Here is a 19689-nt window from a genome sequence, read left to right as displayed (position 1 = left end):
GAGGGTGTTTCCAGTGTGGCGCGGGTGGGCAGGCTATGCCAGGGCCCGAGGCAATGTTTGACGGCGTCGCTAATTCGCGGCGTCGGGTGCGGTGGTGACCAACGTCAGCTCCCACGCGGCGAGCCACGGCTTGATCAATTGCGCGACGGAGTATTTGTGGGGGCCATCGCATTTCGGCTCGGAGTAGTCGCCGTTGGACACCGCGATGAAGATCCCGACGGCTTCGGCGGTGCCGTCGGGCAGTACCCGGTAGGTGGGCCCGCCCGAGTCCCCGCAGATGCCGGTGGTGGTGAAGCGGACCTTGTTCTCCTCGGCCGCGACCACCGGCCCGCACATCGCTCCGCCGCTGCGAATCCCGTAATGGCACAGGGTCTCTCCGACGCTTATGTGCTCGGCCAGGCCGACCACCTTGTGCCCGTCGACCTCGGACGTCAGCGCGATCTTGCCCGGGTGATCGAGGGTGATCAGCCCGATGTCGAAGTCGTTCCAGCCCGAGCCGTCGTTGACGCTTTCGGTGAAGGTGCCCACCACCGGGTACTTGTAGAGCCCGCCGTGGTGCACGGCCACCTGGCCGGGCCCGCCGCCGGTGTTGCAGTGCCCGGCGGTGAGCAGCCCAGGCTGTCCGTCCTTGGTGCGCACCAGAAAACCCGCGGTGCAGGCGATGTTGTCCGAGCCGTCGGCCGGGGTGACGTTGATGCCGATTCCGGGGCCCAGGGTGTGGGCGGTCGGGGTGGGGATGGGGTGGCGCAGCGGATGGGTGTGGTTGACCCAGATCGCGCTGCCCAGGATCGCGGTGAACACGACCACGACGCTGATTCGGCCCGCCAGGGTCTTGCGCGAGGGCTTCGGCGGCACGGAACTGACTGTACTGAGCGGGCCCGTGTTGCCGGGCCTGCCGGGGGATTTCGGAGGACAATGGCGCTCAGGGGAAACGCTCTGAGGAGGTTGTACATCATGGGTACCTCAACTCGATCCGCGCACACCACCCGGCTGTTCGCCCGGGTGATCGGGCCATTTCTGGCCATCATGATGGCGACGGCCGCGATACAGGCCCCGAAACTGTGGCCGCAGGCCTCTTCGTGGGCCGCGGATTCCTTGGTGACGTGGTCGATCGGGGCGTTCACGTTGATCGCCGGCCTGGTGGTCGTAGCCTTGCACCCGTACTGGCGCGGGATCGCCGCGTTCAGCATCTCCGCGCTCGGCTGGCTGACCGCGGTGAAGGGTGCGTCGCTGGTGGCGTTCCCGACGGCGCTGCTGTCGCTGCCCGCCGACACCATGGGTTCCATCTGGGTGTTCCGGATTGTCTACGCCGTGTTCGCGGTGCTGGGGCTGTACCTGACGTGGGTCGGGTGGGCGCCGGGGGAGCATGGGCATGCGGCGCCGGAGGGGAAGGCGGACGGGGTGTTGCGTCGGGCGGCGTGAGGCAGCCTGAGGGCGGGTACTCGATTCCGGGGAGCCGTGCCCGGGCTGCGGTGAAGGATTCGGGACGATCCGCAAATACGTCATCCCGGAGTTCGGCTTCGTCGCCGATTCCAAGGTTCGCGATGTCGGTACTGCACCGCCGGAGCGGCGGTGGTTCGGGGCCAGTTACGTCGTCGACGCCGGTGATGAGATCAACACCCAGGTGCTGAGGGCGCCATCGGGAGTTGAGGTTGCTGCTCGAGCCGGTAAGCGCGCCACGATGGCCGTCATCTCCGAAGGTGCGGGCGGTGGTTTCTGCGTTTGTTCCTGGTGTGGTTGGGCCGACGTCTACGGGCGCTCGAAGCTGCCTCGCAAGCACGAACCTCCGACGACCGGCCAGGAATGCACGGGCCCGCTCTCGGTGCTCTCCCTCGCGCTCGCCAGCCGCTGGACCGGCATCCTCGAGGCGGCTCGGTTCGACGCCGAAGGCGCGCCGTAGCTAGAGACTCCCGGTCAGCGCGCCCGCGACTTCGCCGCCAAGGTCGAGCAAGCGCACATCAACGTTGCTGGTGAATCGTCCACTGTCGTGGCCCTCGCGGCCGAGCGAGGCTCGCTACATCTGTCCGGGATCGCGATGCCGGAGCCGGAACGCTCGGTCGATGGCGACTTCTGGCGCATCGTCCACCTCGCCGCGCACCACCAGGCTCATCCGCTGCTCGCGGGCGTATAGGCCTGCAACGCAGATCCCTCCGGCGGTGAGGCCAGGGCCGGGGCGCCGCCGCACGAGTCGGATCTCGTCTACTCAGCAAAGGCCATACGGGATCGACCCGCAGTACCCTGGGTCCATGGCAGCGTTTGAGCGCATCACCATCGACCCGGAGATTGCCCACGGCCGTCCGGTGATTCGTGGGACTCGCATGCGCGTCGCCGACGTACTGGCGTTACTCGCGGCCGGGGCGTCCGAGCAGGAGATTGTGGCGGACTATCCCTATGTGACCGCCGAAGATGTCAAGGCGTGCCTGCGGTATGCAGCAGTGCAAGCCGACCATACGATCCTGACCACGTCATAGCCGGTGCGGTTCCTGATCGACGCACAGCTGCCGCCGGCCCTGGCGCGCATGCTGACCGAGCACGGTCACACCGCCGAGCACGTTTACGACATCGGGTTGGGCGGCGCAACAGATCGAGCCCTCTGGGATTTTGCGCTCGACCATGATGCCGCCCTTGTCACAAAGGACGAGGATTTCTACGACATGCTCACGTTAAGTGACGCTTCACCAGTCATCGTGTGGGTCCGGGTCGGCAACACCCGGCGCCAAGAACTGCTCCGATGGTTCCAGCCTTTGATTGATCGCATCGTCGAGCTGGCGGCTGCCGGGAATCGGCTGATCGAACTGCGCTGAGCCGCGGTGGTGGCTTGTCCGGCACGTATGCCAAATTCGGCGACATGCCAGACCAGATGGCACCGAAAACGGGGCATGGCGCCCAGCGTTGGTGACCGATTGCAGCGTCGGCCCCATCCGCTAATCTCCGCCCCATGGACACCGGCGTCTACGAATCCCTGCTCACCGAACAGCTGACCGCCCAGCTCGCCCGCCACACCGACTTGCTCCCGGATTTCGGCACCGTCGACGACGCCGAGCAGGCGCTGACCATCGCCCGCTACCTGGCGCCGATCATTGAGCGGTCGCTGCGCTCAGCCCGCACCGTCGAGGACCGTGTTGCCCTGGCACACCGCATCCTCAACATGCTGCCCGACACCCACACCGACGGTGCGGCTCTGCACTCGAACGAGCCCGGCAAAGTCACCCGCCTCGACGAGGTGCGCCGTGCAACAGCGCTGAGCGCCACCAGACTTCCGCGCCCGGCAACCCCGTTCTCCGACGCCGCACTGATGACCAACGGCCGTGGCGAGCCCACCCTGGCCGCCGAGCTGCGCGCCGAGCTCGCCAGCGCCGACCGGGTCGATCTGCTGTGCGCGTTCGTCAAATGGCAGGGGCTGCGGCTGCTGGAACGCGAGCTCACCGAGCTACGCGAGCGGGGAATTCCGCTGCGCGTCATCACCACCACCTACCTCGGCGCCACCGACGCTCGCGCGCTGGACGCGCTGGTGAACGAGTTCGGCGCCGAGGTTCGGGTCAACTACGACACCACCCTCACCCGCCTGCACGCCAAGGCGTGGCTGCTGCGCCGCAACACCGGCTTTCACACCGCCTACGTCGGCTCCAGTAATCTGTCGCACGCCGCTCTGGTCGATGGACTGGAGTGGAACGTGCGGCTCTCGGCGATCGGCACTCCGCACCTGCTGAAGAAATTCCGGGATACCTTCGACTCCTACTGGGAGAACCGCGATTTCGAGCCCTACCGACCCGATCAAGACGGTGACCGGCTGCGTCAAGCGCTACAAACGGCTTCCGGGGCTGGCAAACGTGACCCGCTGGCCGTCACCCTGTCCGGGCTGGAGGTGCGTCCCAAGCCGTTTCAAGCCGAAATGCTGGAACAACTCGACGCCGAACGCACCTTGCATGATCGGCACCGTAACCTGATCGTCGCCGCGACCGGCACCGGTAAGACCGTCATGGCCGCCCTGGACTACCGCCGGCTGGTCCGCGACATCCATGGCAGCGATCTCACGCTGCTGTTCGTCGCACACCGCAAGGAAATCCTCGGCCAAGCCCAGCGCATGTACCGGGAGGTCCTCACCGACGCCACCTTCGGCGAACTCCTCGTTGATGGCCAGCAACCGACGAAGTGGCGCCACGTATTCGCCAGCATTCAATCGCTGTCGGCGAACCGGCTGGCCGACATCGCCCCCGACCACTTCGACATCGTCGTGGTCGACGAATTCCACCACGCCGAGGCCACGTCCTATCGCCGGCTGCTTGACCATGTCCAGCCGATCGAGCTGTTGGGGCTCACCGCCACCCCGGAACGCGCCGACGGTGTCGACGTGCGCGCCTTCTTCGACGGTCGCATCGCCGCGGAACTGCGCCTGTGGGAAGCCCTGGAACAAAACCTGCTGTGCCCATTTCACTACTTCGGTATCCACGACGGCACCGACCTGGAAGCGGTGCAGTGGAAACGCGGCGGCTACGATCTGGCCGCGCTGAGCAGCGTCTACACCGGAAACGACGCCCGTACCCGCATCGTGCTCAAACAACTGCGCGACAAGGTCGGCGACGTTGCGACCATGCGCGCCTTGGGGTTCTGCGTTAGCGTCGACCACGCCCGGTACATGGCTGCGTGCTTCAACGACGCTGGCATCCCCGCCCTGGCGGTCTCGGGGGACACACCCGCCGATGAGCGCCGCGCCGCCCTGGCCGGCCTGCGCAACCGCGACATCAACGTCATCTTCGCCGTCGACCTGTTCAACGAGGGCCTCGACATCCCCGAGGTCGACACCGTGCTGTTTCTGCGCCCCACCGAAAGCGCCACCGTCTTCCTGCAACAGTTGGGTCGCGGACTCCGACTCACCCACGGCAAGACCGTGCTCACCGCATTGGACTTCGTCGGGCATCAGCGCCGCGAGTTCCGCTTCGACCAACGGTTCCGGGCCTTGACTGGAGCGGGCGGCAAGGCGCTGCAGCATCAGGTGGAGCAGGGATTTCCGTTTCTGCCGTCGGGCAGCCAGATCGTGCTCGACCGCGTCGCGCAAAAATTGGTGCTGGACAACATCAAACAGCAAGTTGCACCGCGTTGGGCGGCGTTAGTGTCCGAGGTGCGGGCCCATCCCGACGACCGTTTGGCCGGTTATCTCGACGCCTACGGTCGCGAGCTGCCCGACATCGTGAAGAACAACCGGTCCTGGACGACGCTGTGCCGTGAAGCCGGCAAACTGACGTCCGAGTCCGGCCCGCGTGAAACCGATCTGGTCAAACGCGTCCGTGCCCTGGCGCACGCCGATGACCGGCTACGGTGGGAGACGTACCGGGCCATCCTCGACGGCACTGTCGATCTGAGTAGTCCCGCCGAGCGGCGGCTGGCGGCGATGTTGTTTTACTCGCTGTTCCCCAACGGCGGCGGACTCCCTGATGTCGCAGCGGGGCTCGTCGCTTTGGCTGGCGAACCGGTGGTCGATGAGATGCGCCAGGTCCTCGATATCGCCTTCGATACCGCCCGGCGCAGCACCTACTCGCTTGGTGGCCTGGTGCCGTCGCTGGCTGATGTCCCGCTGCAGGTGCATGCCACGTACTCGCGCGAGGAGATCCTGGCCGCCCTGGACTACGCAGCCCAGAACCGCACCCCGAGCACCATGCGCGAGGGTGTCGTGTGGCGCCCGGAACTCAACACCGATGCGTTCTTTATCACGCTGAAGAAATCCGAGACCGACTACTCGCCGACCACCATGTACCGCGACTTTGCACTCAGCGACCGGCTGTTTCACTGGGAGTCGCAATCGACCACATCGGCGGCATCCCCGACTGGGCAGCGCTACATTCACCATCGCGAAAACGGCTCGCACATCCTGCTATTCGTTCGTGCCGCCAAGACCACGGCGCTGGGTGCGTCGCCGTATGTGTTCCTCGGCCCGGCCGACTACGTCTCACACGAGGGAGAGAAACCGATGGCGATCACCTGGAAGCTGCACCAGCCGATGCCGGCTGAGGTATTTCAGGCGTCGAGTGTGGCGGTGGCGTAAGTGGCGTGCCTCGCTGCTTGGCCGCGGACGCCCGCCGCTATGTGAAATTCTGACAGTTTCAGACGCTCAGGCGGAACGCGTCGGATGACGCCCGAGCGCACGCAAGTAGTCGTTGAAAACCAGATTGGCAACCGATACTGCGTAAGTGAAATGGGCGACAAAGTGGCAGATGACGCCTTCCAGGTCAATCCAGCTGTAACCATGCGCAGCTCCGCTGGTTGTGTTGAACATGTGGTCGACGAGGAGGGCTGCATGGGATTCGTCGATCTTCAGTTGCGTGAGCAGCGGCCCGAGCACCTGTTCCTTCATATGCCCGAGGAGAAGTGACTCCGTGACCCGCTGTGCTGGCGGGTAGGGGTTGGCGTAGGACGCGAGCTGTCGCACAGCAGCGTCCGGCGGGGGCCGAAGGCCGGGGAGCACGCTTGGGTCCTGTTTGTCGACTTCTTTGACGAACTTCGCAGCCGATCTCATCTCGAGGTCGTAAAGCTCGCCGATGTGGTGGAGGCGTTGGCGGGCATCGGCGGGAGATATGGCGTAGCACAGGTGTGACGCTGAGAGCAGTGAGGTGCGGATGTTTCCCATGATTGCGGGTACCGAAACTTGACGGCCGCTTTGTTCGACGATGCCCATGACGTGACCGAGATCTAGGAGCGTGTGGTCCATTGCGTTTCGAAGCAAAGTAGATGGCGCTATCGGGGCGCCCGGAAACGCCTGATCCACCATGTCAATAGGTGACCCGGCTGCCGCTGAGGTAGGCAACCCAGTTAGCGCCCCGCACATGCCATGCGCCAGAGATGCGGCCCGCCCGTACTCGGTTCCATCGCGGTCGTCTGCTTCGAAATAGCCTGCGAACATGACTCTTCCTTAGGTTCGCGTCCAGCTCCCACTCTGGACTTAATTCTCGGCATCGCCCCGGCATGAGTCCGATGAACATTGTTGGCTGCCATTATGTCCCAGGTCATTTCGTGTGACGTGGTTTGGCGGCGACGACGTCTGCGAACCATCTACAGGACATCGCCTCGTCTACCGGGTGGTCGGCGAGGACCTGCAGATCATCCAAGCCCGCTATCACTACTGACGCGCGGCCCCCCACTACCGTTGACCCCGTGGATGCCACGTCGTTCTACACCCAGACCGCGCCCGACATGTTCGACAGTTCGCCGCTGACCGCGGGGCCGTGGAGCCCGTCCGCGCAGCACGCCGGGCCGCCCTCGGCGTTGTTGGCCAGACAGATCGAACAGCATCAGCCGCGGCCCGGTCATCGGCTGGCGCGGATGACGGTGGACATTCTGCGGCCGGTGCCGGTCGCGCCGTTGCACATCACCGTGGCATCTCTGCACCAGGGCAGGCGGGTGGAGTTGCTGCAGGCCACAGCGCAGGCGGCGGGGAGCACGGTGCTGATCGGGCGGGCCTGGCGGCTGATAGCGGCGTCGGCGGATTTCCCCGCGCCGCCCCAAGCGCAGGAGCTGCGGGACATCGACGCTGAACTCACTTCCGCCGATGCGGCGATTCCCGACGGCTGGCACGGGGACGGTTACCTGTCGGCGATCGACTGGCGCTTCGAGCAGGGCGGCTTCGCCGACTTCGGTCGGGCGAAAGCCTGGACGCGGCCGACGGTGACGCTGGTCGACGGCGAGGACATGACACCGTGGCAGCGGGTGCTGACGGTCGCCGACTCCGGCAGTGGGATCAGCGTGTGCGCGCCGCCGGACCGCTATCCGGCGATCAACTGCGACCTGTCGGTGGTACTCGACCACGATCCGGTCGGTGAGTGGATCGGCATGGACTCACGCACCACGGTGACCCCCGGGGCGGGGGCGATGACGCAGACGGTCATCTTCGACCAGGCCGGCCCCGCCGGCTTGGCGACGCAGACCCTGGTTGCGTAAGTGTGTTAACCGGTACGTTCCGTGTCCAGTCAGTGCGTCGGCTTCATCACCGCCTGGACTGCGGCGCGCAGTGAGTCGGTTCGCGCCCAGGTGAATCGCTGAATTAGCCCTTCGTCGATGTCTGGAAGCCGCGAATGCGCCAGATGATTCCGCAGGTCGTACAAGTTCGCCCATAGGTGGTTGTCTCGGCATATCGTGCGGGATCACCCGAGCCGCGTAGGGAGATGATCTCGAATAGAAGTGCGTCAAGCTCCAGTAGCGCATGCAGGTCGGGTCGGCGATCGGCATTCACAGGGGCGCGGCTGACCGAAGGTCCGGGCTGACGTTTTCGTTGCGTAGCGCTCCGACAGAGAACAGGACAACGTCGGCGCCGATCAGATCTGTTGCTGCTCTTTGGAACTCGAACATGTCAAAGAGGTCGTGCTCATCGTCGATTCGTCCGCGCAGCTTTCCTGCTGACGCAAACGCGAGTTCGGTGATTCCATAGCGCGCCGCCAGCTCGGTCAGCTGAGACGCGTGCGCACGCACCTGAGCTCCGCTTGCTGGGAGCCGGGGCGGCGGCTCGGTGATCGCCTGACTCATAGTCTCCAATTCTACGCGTCGAACGGTTCTGCGCCGGCTTCTTCAGTGCGTCGATCGAGGACGTCAGGCAACACCACGTCGGCGAACGGAGCTTTCTCCGTCACCGCTGAGCTGCGCCATCAACTCCACCGGATCGGCGCCGGCGGCCAGGAGGGAGGCCAGCGGATCACGCTGCTGCGGTGAGATCGGCTCGAGCGCGTAGAGCTGCAGCCCGGTCCCGTCGGGCGCCAGCCGGGCGCAGACCAGTTGCCCGCGCCGCAACTGCAGGTCGGTCATGCGCACGCCCGCCTCGTTCCGCTCGCTGGTGTGCACATTGCGGATGGTGACACCTCGGTCGCCGTGCACGTCCTCGATTTCGAACACCGCTCGTGGTGCCAGCAGCCACTGTTGTGCCAGCGCCCATTCGTCGTCGGGAAGCAGCGGACCGCGCACCGTCAGGAACTCCTCGAACCCGCCGCCCTCGAACAACACCGCGTCGATCACCAGCGGATCGGCCAGCGCCGCGTTGAACGCGTCTTCGTCGTCGACGATGGTGGACCGACACCATTCCCAGGCGGCCGCGTAGCGCAGATCGGTCCAGTCGCCGAACAGCACATGCCGAATGGCCTTGTGATACAGCCAGCCCACCCGGTCGTGCAACGGCAACCCATTGAGATGGCACTTCTTGTATTTCCTGCCGGAGCCGCACCAGCACAGTGCATTTCGGCCCAGATCGGTCCGCGGCGCGCAGCGATGTTGGCGCAGCAGGTACACCAGTGGATGATCTGCGGTTGCTCGCGCGCGCCGAAGCAGGGCCAGGGCGGCTTCCGCATCGCCGCGGTCGGAGGCGATTTCGGCCAAGTCGAGCAGCGGCAGCGGCCACTGGCCGTCCATCGCCTCAGCCGCCAGCAACTCACGCTCGAACCCGACGACATCGCCTTCGCGTTCGCAAGCCACCGCCCGCAGCCACTGGCAGGCCACCTGCGCCGACGGCGGCACCCGCGGCGCCAAGGCGTCCGCCAGCCCCCGCAGCCCGCCCGCACTGAACCGGCCGTCGCGCAGCGTCTCCCTCGCCAGCAGTTCGGCGATCTTCGGATCGGCCAGAGCGGCGCCGACGTCGTCCATGATGTCGCCGAAGTCATCCGCAGGTTCGACGCTGTCCCCGGACGGACCAGACTTGAGCAGCTGCGGTATCACCATCAGCCGATACAGCCGCAGCAGCGTGTTCAGCGTCAGCGCGTCATCCTCGTCGAGTCGGTGGCGTCGCGCCAGCTTCTCCCATTCCCGCTCGAAAACCCAACGGCTGAAATTGAATTCCGGCGGCGCCAGCCACGCCCCAAGCTGGGTCAGGCCCCGTTCGGCGACGATCTCCGACAGCGGGGCGCCCGGCTGGGTGAACAGCGTCGGATCTGCCAGGCACGCGGTCCAGACCAGTGCGTCGACACGCTCCGGCTGTCCACCGAGTTGCATGGCCAGCCGTGCGCCCGCCGCGGAATCGGTTGCCGTGGCGACCCGTTCGAGCACCAGTCCCGCATCGCCCAGGCGCAGGCCGATCAGATCACCGCTCTCGACGCCGAGTGCCTCGAACGTGCCCGGGGTCAGTGCGAGGACGCCGCGATCATCGTCTTGCATCACGTAGTGGACCGCGGACCCGTCGGCCAACCGTTGGTACGGCGCGCTGTCGCAGAGCACGGCGATCGGAGCGAGATCCGGGGTGATGGTGAGTACGTCGCCGTCTACTTCGGACTCGGTGACCCGCCGGGTGAACACCCGGCCGGCCAGCACGGCGGGCAGCCATAGCCAACGTCCATCAGGTAATTGCCCTGCGGGAATGTCGATTTCGAGGTGCAGGCGCCGCAGAGCGCGGGCGGGATCGGCCACGCCGGACTCCCGCAGATACTCGGCGATGGCGTCTTCGTGCAACGGGCCGTGCGCGGTGAGAATCCTCGACAGGGGCCCAACGGGATCGAATGGCTCGGTCATGGCGGTCAGGCTAGGAGCCCGGCGATCGTGCCGCACTTCACCGCATCGGCCGCTGTGGACAACTCACCGCGGCGGGTGCGGTTGTACTCCCAGTCAGGCCGGGTCGGTCCCGTCGTGCGCATCGATCACGTGCTGGATCAGCTCAGCGATTCGCTGCTGACCCGCGGCAGCTACGTCGAGTTTGGACCGCATCTCGCTGAAGCCGCCGGCCGTCTCCTGCCGCAGGTTGGTCACATCCTGCCGGATGTCGACCATGTCTTCACGTAATGCATTGAAACTGGCGATCGTGGCACGACGGAAGTCTCGGACCTCGTCGCCGATCTCGCCGACGCCGCGGTCGGCGCCGCCGGCGAGCACGCGGGCCGCCGTCGCGTCCTGCTCGCTGGCCCGGACCCGGTTGCGCAGCTTCCGTATGTGCTCCTCCAGGGCGGCGACTCGTGGTTCGAGGTTCTCTGGCGGCATGCTGGCAGCGTACGCCGGTGGACTTACCGGGCAAGTCACTCTGGGAATGTCCGTGCACCACAGCGCCGGGGCGCCTGGCGGCACCTGGATCAGGTCCCTCAGGCGGTGACGACCAGCGACATCCCGTGCCTGTCCTGTCCCCGGCGCCGCCGGCTGCGCTCGAGCAGCCGGGCCACCGCGGCCTCCACCCCGCGGGCCAGCTCCTCGGCATCCGGGACGGCGTCGAAATCGGCGAGGATCCCGAAGAACAGCTGATCGGCGTAGTTCAACACCGCCGCGGCGCTGCGCAGCTGGACCGCAATCGGCGGGATCGGCAAGACCCCGATCACGTTGCGTCCCATCACCTGCAGTGGCCGGCGCGGCCCCGCCACGTTGACGGCCATGGTGGCCACGTTGCGCTGCGGCAACCGGGCCAGCAGATCCAGGGCCCACGCGGTCACCGGGAAGGGCAGCATCCGGGTGGCCGCGGCCACCAATCCTTCCACTCCGCTGCCGGTCATCTGCTCCATCCGGGCATGAATCAACCGCAACCGCAGTACCGGATTCGCCTCGTGCACAGGCAGATACGGCAGGCGGATTGCGCCGCGGCTGGGCACCAGGGTGCGCAGCGACTCGGCGTTGGGCTTCTCACCGCGGCGCAACAACATATCGCGGTAGACCTCGGTGAGCGCGGCCAGCGCGACGTCGTCGACGGTGACGTTGAAGGTCCGGCAGATCTGGTGGACGTCATCGAGGGCGACATGCGCCGCGGTGTAGCGTCTCCGGGAGGTCACCGGCCCGTTCAGCGGCGACGGCGGACGTTGCAGACCGGCCGCGAATTCGTTTGCGCTGCGAACGATCTCGCGAGCTGCGGCCAGCGCGTCGCCGGCGATCTGCGCGGGAGCCCGCAGCGCCGCCAGCCAGGGGCTCGGGGCCGGGTGTGCCGCATCGATCCGGGCGCTGCCCGCGGGGTGCCGGTTCATGCAGTGCTCAACGGCGTCGCCCCCGGCCACGGCGTCATCGGACAATCCGGTCAGGATGTGCACGGTCGCAACGGCATCGGCCAGGCACGGGTGCACCTTCATCAGCATCGCCCACCGGCCCCCGGCCAGCTCACTGATCAGCCAGATCTCCCACAACGGGCGGTCGTGGTCGAGCTGCCACGACATCACGTCGGCCACCACGCTGTAGAGGTCCTCGTCGGTGCCGGAGCCCGGGAGAGCGACGCGCCGCACGTGATAGGCCAGGTCGAACTTGTCGTCGTCGACCCACTGCGGTGCGTCGAGGTCGAAGACCCGGCGGCGCAACCGCTGTGAGAACCGGGGGCAGGCCGCGATCCGCTCGGACAGGGTCGCCATCAACGCGTCGTGCTCGGGCATCGGGCCGTCCAGGATCGCCAGCCCACCGATGCCCAGCCGGGTGTGGGGGTCGGTGTGCTCGGCGTGCAGGAAGGCGGTGTCCAGGGTGCTCAGTCGCTGTGACATGGCGGCCTCCGAGTTATCTGTTACGCGTAGTATCAGTATCGACTACCGGCGCTGCGGTCGGCAGGGCCGGAAGTCCCTAAGCAGCGCATCAACTCTCGAGCGAAACCCGCCCCTATTTCGACGAGAGATCTCCGGGTAATGTTCGGCAAATGATCCATCGGCAAAGGGGCGCCCCGAGATGGTGGCATCCGACCAGGTAGGCGGCCGGTCTACCGCTGCGCTCTGGGAAGGGTGGAGCGATCCGGGCCGGTTGCTGTGGGTCATCGCCGCGGCGTGCTGGGTGGCACTGCTGGCAGCCGGGCATCACCATGACGTTCTCATCACCGGCGGCGCGACACCGCGATCGGTTGCCGGCGTCGCATTCTCCGTGGCGCTGCTGGCCGGCGCCTGGCTGGAGATGACCGCCGCGATGATGCTGCCGACGACCATTCCGATGGTGCGGATGTTCACCGTCGTCAGCGCCCGTGCCCCGCGAACGGCCTGGGTGCGTGCCGCGTTCCTCGCCGGCTACCTGGCGCTGTGGCTGGCGTTCGCGCTCGCCGCGGTCGCGGTGGCAACCGCCGTGCGAGCGTGGGCGGCACCGGCGCAGTTGACGTGGATGTCCGCTCGACCGCACCTGGTGCTCGCCGCCGTGCTGGCGATCGCCGGCATCTTCCAACTCACCCCGCTCAAGGACCGCTGCCTCACCCAGTGCCGCGACCCCCGGGCCTTCCTGTTCGCCCACTACCGGCGTGGTGTCGCGGGCGCCTGGAACCTGGGACTGCGCCACGGCTGGTCCTGCCTGGGGTGCTGCTGGGCGCTGATGCTGATCATGTTCGGTACCGGACTGGGCAATGTGCTGGCCATGCTGGCGCTGACCGCGGTGATGCTGATCGAGAAGAACGCCTCGTGGGGCAGGCGGATCGTGGCGCCCCTCGGCGTCGCCCTGATGATCGCCGCGGCGTTGGCGGGCTTGTTCGGAAACCACCTGCCCGGCTGGGGCCTCTACGAGCCGCTGCAGTCGTCGACCGGTGCGCATCACCACCCGTGAAAAGGAGATCGTCGTGGGATATGAGTTGAACGGACGAATGGCCGAGGTGTGCAGTTGCCGGTCACTGTGCCCGTGCACCATCGGCGAGAACGCCGACGGCAACAACTGCGGGTTCAACTGGGTGTTCCACATCGACCGCGGGCAGATCAACGGCGTCGACGTGGCCGGCCTCAACCTGGGTCTGCTGGGGCATCACGCCGACAATATCTTCGACGTAAACACCCGGGTGTTCGTCATCGTCGACGACCGCGCCGACGACACCCAGCAGGACGCGCTAGTGACGGCGTTCACCGGCCAGGCCGGTGGGCCGCTGGCCGATCTGGCCGGCCTGGTCAAGGAGATTGTGGGCGTGACCCGGGCGCCGATCGAATTCGACGTCGACAAGGGCAGTGGCCATTTCAAGGTAGACGGGATCTTCGAGGCCCAGGTCGAGGGTTTTCGCGCCAAGGACGGCTCCCACACGACCTTGAATAACACCGCGCTCGGCCACGTCTACGGCGCTTTGACCTACCCCGGCAAGGTGATTCGGCATCGGGTGACCGAGACCGAGCACGGCCTGCAGTTCCGGGGCCGGCAGTCGACCCAGACCGAATTCAGCTTCGCGTCCTGATCGGAGAGCCCACCGTGGACGTATACAAGTCGCAGTTACTGCGGCGCGAACTGATCGCCGAGGACACCATGGCGTTCTATTTCGCCAAGCCGGACGGCTATGAGTACCTGCCGGGACAGTCCTGTCAGCTGACGCTGATCGACCCGCCGCCCAAGGATGACTCCAAGGGAGCGACCCGTGAGTTCACCATCGCCAGTGCGCCGCACGAGCCTGAACTGATGATCGCGATGCGCCTGCGGGACAGCGCATTCAAGGACCTGCTCAAGGACGCGCCGCCCGGAACGACGGTGTCGATCAGCGAAGCCGACGGCGACCTGATCCTGCACCGCGACGTCGGCCGGCCGGCGGTGTTGATCGCCGGTGGCATCGGTGTCACACCGTTCCTGTCGATCGTCCGCCATGCCTCACGCCATGCGTTGGCGCATCCGTTGTATCTCTTCTACTCCAACTGGCGGCCCGAGCTGGCGGCGTTCCTCCCGGAACTCGAAGCGTTGCAGCAGGCCAACCCGCACTTCCGGTTGATCACGACGATGACTGATCCCGATCCGCGATCCTGGTCCGGCGAGATCGGTGTCGTCGACGCCGATCTGCTGCGGCGGCACCTGTCGGAGATCACCAGTCCGGTGTACTACGTGGCGGGGCCGCCGCCGATGGCGCTGGCGATGCTGGATCTACTCGAGGATCTGGGTGTCGACGACGCCGACATCAAGTCCGCCGAGTTCTACGGCTACTGAGGCGATCCCAACAACCGCGGCTCAGGCCGGGGCGGCAACGCCTTGCGCGTCCTTCGGGCGCGGTAGCGGTGCGTTGACCCGAGTTGATCTGCCGCATGGCATCGGAATTCGACGACTAGACCGCTAGCCTCCAAGCACATGACCCACCCGGTGCGCTACCCGCCCGGCGAAGCGCTACTGGCGCTGCATCGCCGCCGCGGCCCCATGGTCGACGCCGGGCTTGGCCGCCACGGTTATGTCTATCTCTTCGGTGCCGAGGCCAACAGGTTCGTCTTCGCCAACTCCGACGCCTTCAACTGGTGGGAGGCATTCCAGGTGCTGGTGCCCGTCGACGGACCCACCGCACTGATCGTCAGCGACGGCGCCGACCACCGTCGTCGCCGCAGCCTGGTCCAGCCGGCATTCCACCACCGCCACCTCGCGAACTACCTGCAGATCATGGCCGCCAACGCCGACGCCGTCATCGACACCTGGCAGCCGGGACAGACCGTCGACGTCTTCGCCCAACTCCGCGCCGCGATCCGGCGCAGTGCCATCGAGTCACTGTTCGGCCAGAGCATGGCTGCACACGCCGACTTTCTGGGCGAACAAATGCAGCCGCTGATGGACCTGACCCACCTACTGCCCCAAACACTGCAGGCCGTGCAGCTGCTGCGTACCCCGGCGTGGCGACGCGCGATGGCCGCCAAGGTTCGCGTCGACGAGCTGATCTACGCCGAGATCGCCCGCGCTCGAACCTATCCCAGCGCCGACGACAACGTGCTGGCCACCCTGATCGAGGGGCGCACCGAGGACGGCGAAACGCTGCGCGACAACGAGATCCGCGACCAGGTCGTCTCGCTGATCGCCGCCGGCTACGAAACCACCAGCGCGGCAATGGGATGGGTGGTCTACAACGCGCTGAGCAACCCCGGGGTGTGGGAGACCGCCGCCGCGGAGGTCGGTGACGTCCTCGAAGGCCGGCCCCCCGACGCCGCCGACCTGAAGAACCTGACCTACCTCAACGGCGTCGTGCACGAAACCCTGCGGCTCTACCCGCCGGCGGTGATCTCGGCGCGCAAGGTCACCCGCGAGCTGTCGTTCGCCGGCCGCCGCATCCGCGCCGGGCGCACCCTGGTGTTCAGCCCCTACGTCACCCACCGGCTGCCGCAGCTGTGGGCCGACCCGCTGTGGTTCGAGCCGCGCCGCTGGGATCCCGCCTCGCCGGGGTATCGCCGGCCCGCTCCGTACGAGTTCCTGCCGTTCGGCGGGGGGACGCATCGCTGCATCGGCTCGGCGTTCGCGACCGCCGAGCTGACGGTCATGCTTGCCCGGCTGCTGGGAAGAACCCGGCTAGACCTTCTTGACCAGCGCATACGTGCCGGGGGATACGCGGCGCTGCAGCCGAGGAACGGCCTGGTCGTGCAGGTGGAGCGCGTCGCCGAAACTTGACAATTTTGTGGCGCGTGAGGTTGGGCTGGCATTTCCCTTAGAGATATGATGTGGTGTAGGCCACGTTAAAAAATAGATGTGACGCACACCACAGGAGATGATGGCCATGACGACTTTCTTGAGCGGGCTGGGCATCACCGCCGCCACCGCGACGGTCGGAGCCGGCATGATGGGCCACGCGACTCTGGCGCTGTGCGTCGGCCTGGTTTCGGCGGCGTTCTTCGCCGGCCAGATCTGCTGATCGGCCCCAACTGAACCCGCCCGGACCTGGCCGTAGGGTCAGCCGGGTGAGCATCGAAGAACGGCTGGCCGCCCTCGAACAGATCGAGGCGATCAAGGCCCTCAAGCACCGTTATTTCCGCGCCTGCGACGCCAAGGACCCCGATACCTTCCGGGCCTGCTTCACCGAGGACGCTGACATCGACTACGGCCCGCTGGGCGGCTTCACCGATGCCGATCAGTTGGCCCGGGTGTTCACCCGCATCGCGCTGCACACCGTCGACGGCAAGCCGGTGATCCTCGACATGCACCACGGCATGCACCCCGACATCAGCATCACCGGCCCAGGCACGGCCACCGGACATTGGACGCTGAAGTTCCGTCAGCTCAACATGATCGAGCGCACCGAACGCCTGCTCACCGGCGAATACGACGACGACTACGTGATCGAGGACGGGGCCTGGAGAATGGCCCGGAGCCACTTCCGGCAACTCTGGGTGATCACCCGGCCGCTGACCGACGACACGATTGTGGAGGCCGGAGATGACTGACACCCGTATCGCCCTGGTCACCGGCGCCAGCCGCAGCGTCGGCAAGGGCGTCGCGCTGGCGCTGGGCTCGGCCGGCTGGACCGTCTACGTCACCGCCCGCAGCGCCGGGCCGCTGGATGAAACCGCGGCGGGCGTCACCGAACGCGGCGGGCGGGGCATCGCCGTGGAATGCGACCACCGCGACGACGCCCAGATCGCCGCGCTGTTCGCCCGCATCGCCGACGAGCAGGACGGCCGGCTGGACCTGCTGGTCAACAACGTCTGGGCCGCGCCCAAGGGATTCGGCGGGTTCACCGAGAAGTTCTGGCAGCGCCCGGTGACCGACTGGGACACCCTGATCGGGGTCGGGCTGCGCGCCCACTACGTCGCCTCGGTGCACGCCGCAGGACTGATGGTGGCCCGCGGGTCGGGTCTGATCGCCAACATCTCCTCGTTCGGCACCCGCGGGCACCTGCACTCGGTGCTCTACGGTATGTCCAAGGCCGGGCTGGACAAGATGGCCGCCGACATGGCCGCCGAACTGGCCGGCACCGGCGTCAGCGCCGTCTCACTGTGGCCGGGACTGGTGAAAAACGAAGTCATGCAAGGCTTCATCGACCGCGGGCTGGACAACTTCCAGGGCTTCGCCCTGGCCAACGCCGAAACCCCGGAGTTCATCGGCCGCGTCGTCGCCGCGCTGGCCGACGACCCGGACCTGGGCTCCCGCAGCGGACACACCCTGATCACCGCCGAGGCCGCGCTGGACTACGGCGTCACCGACATCGAAGGCAACCAACCGGATTCGCACCGCTCCCTGTTCGGGGGCGGGCCGCTGTACTGACCGTGCGGCCGGTTCCGGTGCTACCCGTGGCGCCAGACCCGCAGCGCCGCGGCGACCATCGGAATCTGCAGCGGCAGGCGGCCGATGGACGCTGCCCGCAGCCACGGCTTGGCCCAGAACAGCCGCACGCTGTTGAGGTTCCCGGGGAACACCGCGACGAACAGCCATGCCGCCGCCAATCCGGCCATCCGGCGGGTGCGGGGCACCAGCAGCGACGCCCCGATCGCCACCTCGGCGACTCCCGAGGCGTAGGTGTAGAACCGCGGGCTTCCGGGCAACTCGGCCGGAATGATGGTGTCGAACGGCTTGGGCCAGGCGAAATGCACTGCCCCGACACCGAGCAGCATCCCGGCGAGCCAACGCGCGATGGTGGTGGCGGAACGCTGTTCTGCGGTGGTCACGGTCACGGCCCGAGTGTATCCGCGGCGCCCGGCCCTACCAGTTACTCGGCGCGTAATCCTTGAGGAAACACCCGTACAGATCCTCGCCGGCCTCCCCGCGCACGATCGGGTCATAGACCCGGGCGGCGCCGTCGACCAGATCCAGCGGGGCGTGGAAACCCTCCTCGGCCAGCCGCAGCTTGGTGGGATGCGGGCGCTCATCGGTGATCCAACCGGTGTCCACGGCGGTCATCAGGATGCCGTCTGACTCCAGCATCTCCGCCGCGCTGGTGCGGGTGAGCATGTTCAGCGCGGCCTTGGCCATGTTGGTGTGCGGATGCCCCGGGCCCTTGTAACGACGGCTGAACTGGCCCTCCATCGCCGAGACGTTCACCACGTACTTACGCCGCGCCTTAGCCGCCGCCATCGCCGGACGCAGCCGGCTCACCAGGATGAACGGCGCGGTCTGGTTGCACAGTTGCACCTCGAGCAGCTCCAAGGCGTCGACCTCGTGCACCCGCTGCGTCCAGCTGTTGACCGCGGCGGTGTCGGGCAGCAGCCCACCCGCGTCGATCGCGGTGCCGGCGGCGATCCGCTCCGGGGAGGCACTGCGGGCGGTCAGGGCCAACTCCGTCAACGCGTGCGGCTCCTGATGCTCGGCGAGGCTGCCGGCCAGCGCGGCGGGGTGCGCGTCGCTGACATGGTCGAAGGTGATCACGTCGACCAGCTCGTTTGCCGGGGTGCGCTCGGCCTCGACGAGGGCGGAATACGAGCCGGGTGCGCGCCGCACCGTCTGCGCGGCGTTGTTGATCAGGATGTCCAACGGGCCCTGGCCGGCCACCGTGTCGGCCAGCGCGACCACCTGGGCCGGGTCGCGCAGATCGATGCCCACCACCTGCAGCCGGTCCAGCCAGTCGGCGGCATCGGGCATGGCGGCGAAACGCCGCACCGCGTCGTTGGGGAAACGGGTGGTGATGGTGGTGTGCGCGCCGTCGCGCAGCAGCCGCAGCGCGATGTACATGCCGATCTTGGCCCGGCCGCCGGTGAGCAGGGCGCGGCGGCCGGTCAGGTCGGTGCGGGCGTCACGTTTGGCCCGGCTCATGGCCGCGCAGTCCGGGCAGAGCTGGTGGTAGAACGCGTCGACGATCGTGTGGTGCTGCTTGCAGATGTAGCAGGCCCGCGAACGCAGCAGGGTGCCCGCCGACGCCCCGACCGCCGTGGACACCAGCGGAATGCCCTGGGTCTCGTCGTCGATGCGGCCCGGTGCGCCGGTGGCGGTGGCGGCGATGACGGCCTTGTCGGCAGCGGCCACCGCGTCGCGTTTGGCATCCCGGCGGGACTTCTTCACCTGTTTGAAGACGTGTGCGGTGGCGCGGCGTACGGCGACGGCATCGGGGTGCTCGGGCGGCAGCGCATTGACCTCGGCGAGCACCTGCAGGCAGGTGGCGAGTTTCTGCGGGTCGATGGCGGTCACGCCTGGTAAGGGTACGGGCACCTGCGTCGATTATCGATTTGC

At 67.1% G+C, this 19689-nt stretch carries 22 protein-coding genes; 14 read left to right on the top strand and 8 right to left on the bottom strand.

What is annotated here, in order from left to right; translation table 11 throughout:
• Positions 1-69: 69 nt before the first annotated feature.
• Positions 70-855: a chymotrypsin family serine protease gene (locus K6T84_RS07485; protein ID WP_225401362.1), complete on the bottom strand. Its 786-nt coding sequence runs from the start codon at positions 853-855 to the stop codon at positions 70-72.
• A 99-nt stretch (positions 856-954) separates the two neighbouring features.
• On the opposite strand from K6T84_RS07485, the gene K6T84_RS07480 reads away from it, so the two are divergent.
• The 6 genes from K6T84_RS07480 to K6T84_RS07455 all read left to right on the top strand — a co-directional run bounded on the left by K6T84_RS07480 (position 955) and on the right by K6T84_RS07455 (position 6040).
• A complete protein-coding gene (locus K6T84_RS07480; protein ID WP_225401363.1) occupies positions 955-1422 on the top strand; it encodes a hypothetical protein in 468 nt (155 codons plus the stop codon).
• Positions 1423-1681: 259 nt separating this feature from the next.
• Positions 1682-1900: a hypothetical protein gene (locus tag K6T84_RS07475; protein WP_225401364.1), complete on the top strand. Its 219-nt coding sequence runs from the start codon at positions 1682-1684 to the stop codon at positions 1898-1900.
• An 87-nt stretch (positions 1901-1987) separates the two neighbouring features.
• Complete coding sequence (locus tag K6T84_RS07470; protein WP_225401365.1) at positions 1988-2131, top strand: hypothetical protein; 144 nt, start codon at positions 1988-1990, stop codon at positions 2129-2131.
• A 115-nt stretch (positions 2132-2246) separates the two neighbouring features.
• Entirely contained in the window at positions 2247-2471 is a 225-nt protein-coding gene (locus K6T84_RS07465) for a DUF433 domain-containing protein (protein WP_225401366.1), read from the top strand.
• 3 nt (positions 2472-2474) lie between these two features.
• The gene (locus K6T84_RS07460; protein WP_224864425.1) at positions 2475-2804 is read left to right on the top strand and encodes a DUF5615 family PIN-like protein; all 330 of its coding nucleotides are present in this window, start codon (positions 2475-2477) and stop codon (positions 2802-2804) included.
• Positions 2805-2938: 134 nt separating this feature from the next.
• Complete coding sequence (locus tag K6T84_RS07455) at positions 2939-6040, top strand: DEAD/DEAH box helicase (protein ID WP_225401367.1); 3102 nt, start codon at positions 2939-2941, stop codon at positions 6038-6040.
• 66 nt (positions 6041-6106) lie between these two features.
• Here the strand turns inward: K6T84_RS07455 and K6T84_RS07450 are convergent, their stop codons facing one another.
• Positions 6107-6895, bottom strand: coding sequence for a hypothetical protein (locus K6T84_RS07450; protein WP_225401368.1), 789 nt, complete (start codon positions 6893-6895; stop codon positions 6107-6109).
• Positions 6896-7146: 251 nt separating this feature from the next.
• Between K6T84_RS07450 and K6T84_RS07440 the strand changes: the two genes are divergently transcribed.
• Positions 7147-7929, top strand: a complete 783-nt coding sequence (locus K6T84_RS07440) for a thioesterase family protein (protein ID WP_225401370.1) — start codon at positions 7147-7149, stop codon at positions 7927-7929.
• Between the two features lie 288 nt (positions 7930-8217).
• Here the strand turns inward: K6T84_RS07440 and K6T84_RS07435 are convergent, their stop codons facing one another.
• The 4 genes from K6T84_RS07435 to K6T84_RS07420 all read right to left on the bottom strand — a co-directional run bounded on the left by K6T84_RS07435 (position 8218) and on the right by K6T84_RS07420 (position 12398).
• Positions 8218-8511 carry a hypothetical protein gene (locus tag K6T84_RS07435; RefSeq protein WP_225401371.1) on the bottom strand — a complete coding sequence of 98 codons (294 nt, stop codon included), beginning with the start codon at positions 8509-8511 and terminating at the stop codon, positions 8218-8220.
• A 63-nt stretch (positions 8512-8574) separates the two neighbouring features.
• Positions 8575-10473, bottom strand: coding sequence for an SEC-C domain-containing protein (locus K6T84_RS07430; protein WP_225401372.1), 1899 nt, complete (start codon positions 10471-10473; stop codon positions 8575-8577).
• A 93-nt stretch (positions 10474-10566) separates the two neighbouring features.
• On the bottom strand, positions 10567-10935 hold the full coding sequence (locus K6T84_RS07425) for a hypothetical protein (protein ID WP_225401373.1): 369 nt from the start codon (positions 10933-10935) through the stop codon (positions 10567-10569).
• 98 nt (positions 10936-11033) lie between these two features.
• A complete protein-coding gene (locus tag K6T84_RS07420; protein WP_225401374.1) occupies positions 11034-12398 on the bottom strand; it encodes a wax ester/triacylglycerol synthase family O-acyltransferase in 1365 nt (454 codons plus the stop codon).
• A 178-nt stretch (positions 12399-12576) separates the two neighbouring features.
• Here K6T84_RS07420 and K6T84_RS07415 point away from each other — a divergent pair, with 178 nt between their 5' ends.
• The 7 genes from K6T84_RS07415 (at position 12577) to K6T84_RS07385 (ending at position 17793) form a co-directional block, all read left to right on the top strand.
• Positions 12577-13428 carry a DUF2182 domain-containing protein gene (locus K6T84_RS07415; protein ID WP_225401375.1) on the top strand — a complete coding sequence of 284 codons (852 nt, stop codon included), beginning with the start codon at positions 12577-12579 and terminating at the stop codon, positions 13426-13428.
• Positions 13429-13441: 13 nt separating this feature from the next.
• Positions 13442-14038 (top strand): DUF1326 domain-containing protein, encoded by a 597-nt coding sequence (locus K6T84_RS07410; RefSeq protein ID WP_224864435.1) that lies wholly within the window; start codon positions 13442-13444, stop codon positions 14036-14038.
• 14 nt (positions 14039-14052) lie between these two features.
• Complete coding sequence (locus tag K6T84_RS07405; protein ID WP_225401376.1) at positions 14053-14772, top strand: FAD-dependent oxidoreductase; 720 nt, start codon at positions 14053-14055, stop codon at positions 14770-14772.
• A 138-nt stretch (positions 14773-14910) separates the two neighbouring features.
• Complete coding sequence (locus tag K6T84_RS07400; RefSeq protein WP_225401377.1) at positions 14911-16203, top strand: cytochrome P450; 1293 nt, start codon at positions 14911-14913, stop codon at positions 16201-16203.
• Between the two features lie 106 nt (positions 16204-16309).
• Positions 16310-16444: a hypothetical protein gene (locus tag K6T84_RS07395; RefSeq protein WP_255612434.1), complete on the top strand. Its 135-nt coding sequence runs from the start codon at positions 16310-16312 to the stop codon at positions 16442-16444.
• Between the two features lie 46 nt (positions 16445-16490).
• Complete coding sequence (locus tag K6T84_RS07390; protein ID WP_224864437.1) at positions 16491-16973, top strand: nuclear transport factor 2 family protein; 483 nt, start codon at positions 16491-16493, stop codon at positions 16971-16973.
• Complete coding sequence (locus K6T84_RS07385; protein WP_225401378.1) at positions 16966-17793, top strand: SDR family NAD(P)-dependent oxidoreductase; 828 nt, start codon at positions 16966-16968, stop codon at positions 17791-17793. The genes K6T84_RS07390 and K6T84_RS07385 overlap by 8 nt, the downstream gene beginning before the upstream one ends.
• A 20-nt stretch (positions 17794-17813) precedes the next feature.
• Here the strand turns inward: K6T84_RS07385 and K6T84_RS07380 are convergent, their stop codons facing one another.
• A complete protein-coding gene (locus K6T84_RS07380; RefSeq protein WP_408066071.1) occupies positions 17814-18140 on the bottom strand; it encodes a DoxX family protein in 327 nt (108 codons plus the stop codon).
• A gap of 88 nt (positions 18141-18228) precedes the next feature.
• On the bottom strand, positions 18229-19647 hold the full coding sequence (locus tag K6T84_RS07375) for an SDR family NAD(P)-dependent oxidoreductase (protein ID WP_225401379.1): 1419 nt from the start codon (positions 19645-19647) through the stop codon (positions 18229-18231).
• Positions 19648-19689 lie beyond the last annotated feature (42 nt).

Source organism: Mycobacterium zoologicum, from assembly GCF_020181635.2.
Lineage (GTDB): Bacteria > Actinomycetota > Actinomycetes > Mycobacteriales > Mycobacteriaceae > Mycobacterium > Mycobacterium zoologicum.
The sequence above is the reverse complement of the archived record's forward strand: the minus strand, read 5'-3'. Positions and strand labels throughout refer to the sequence as shown.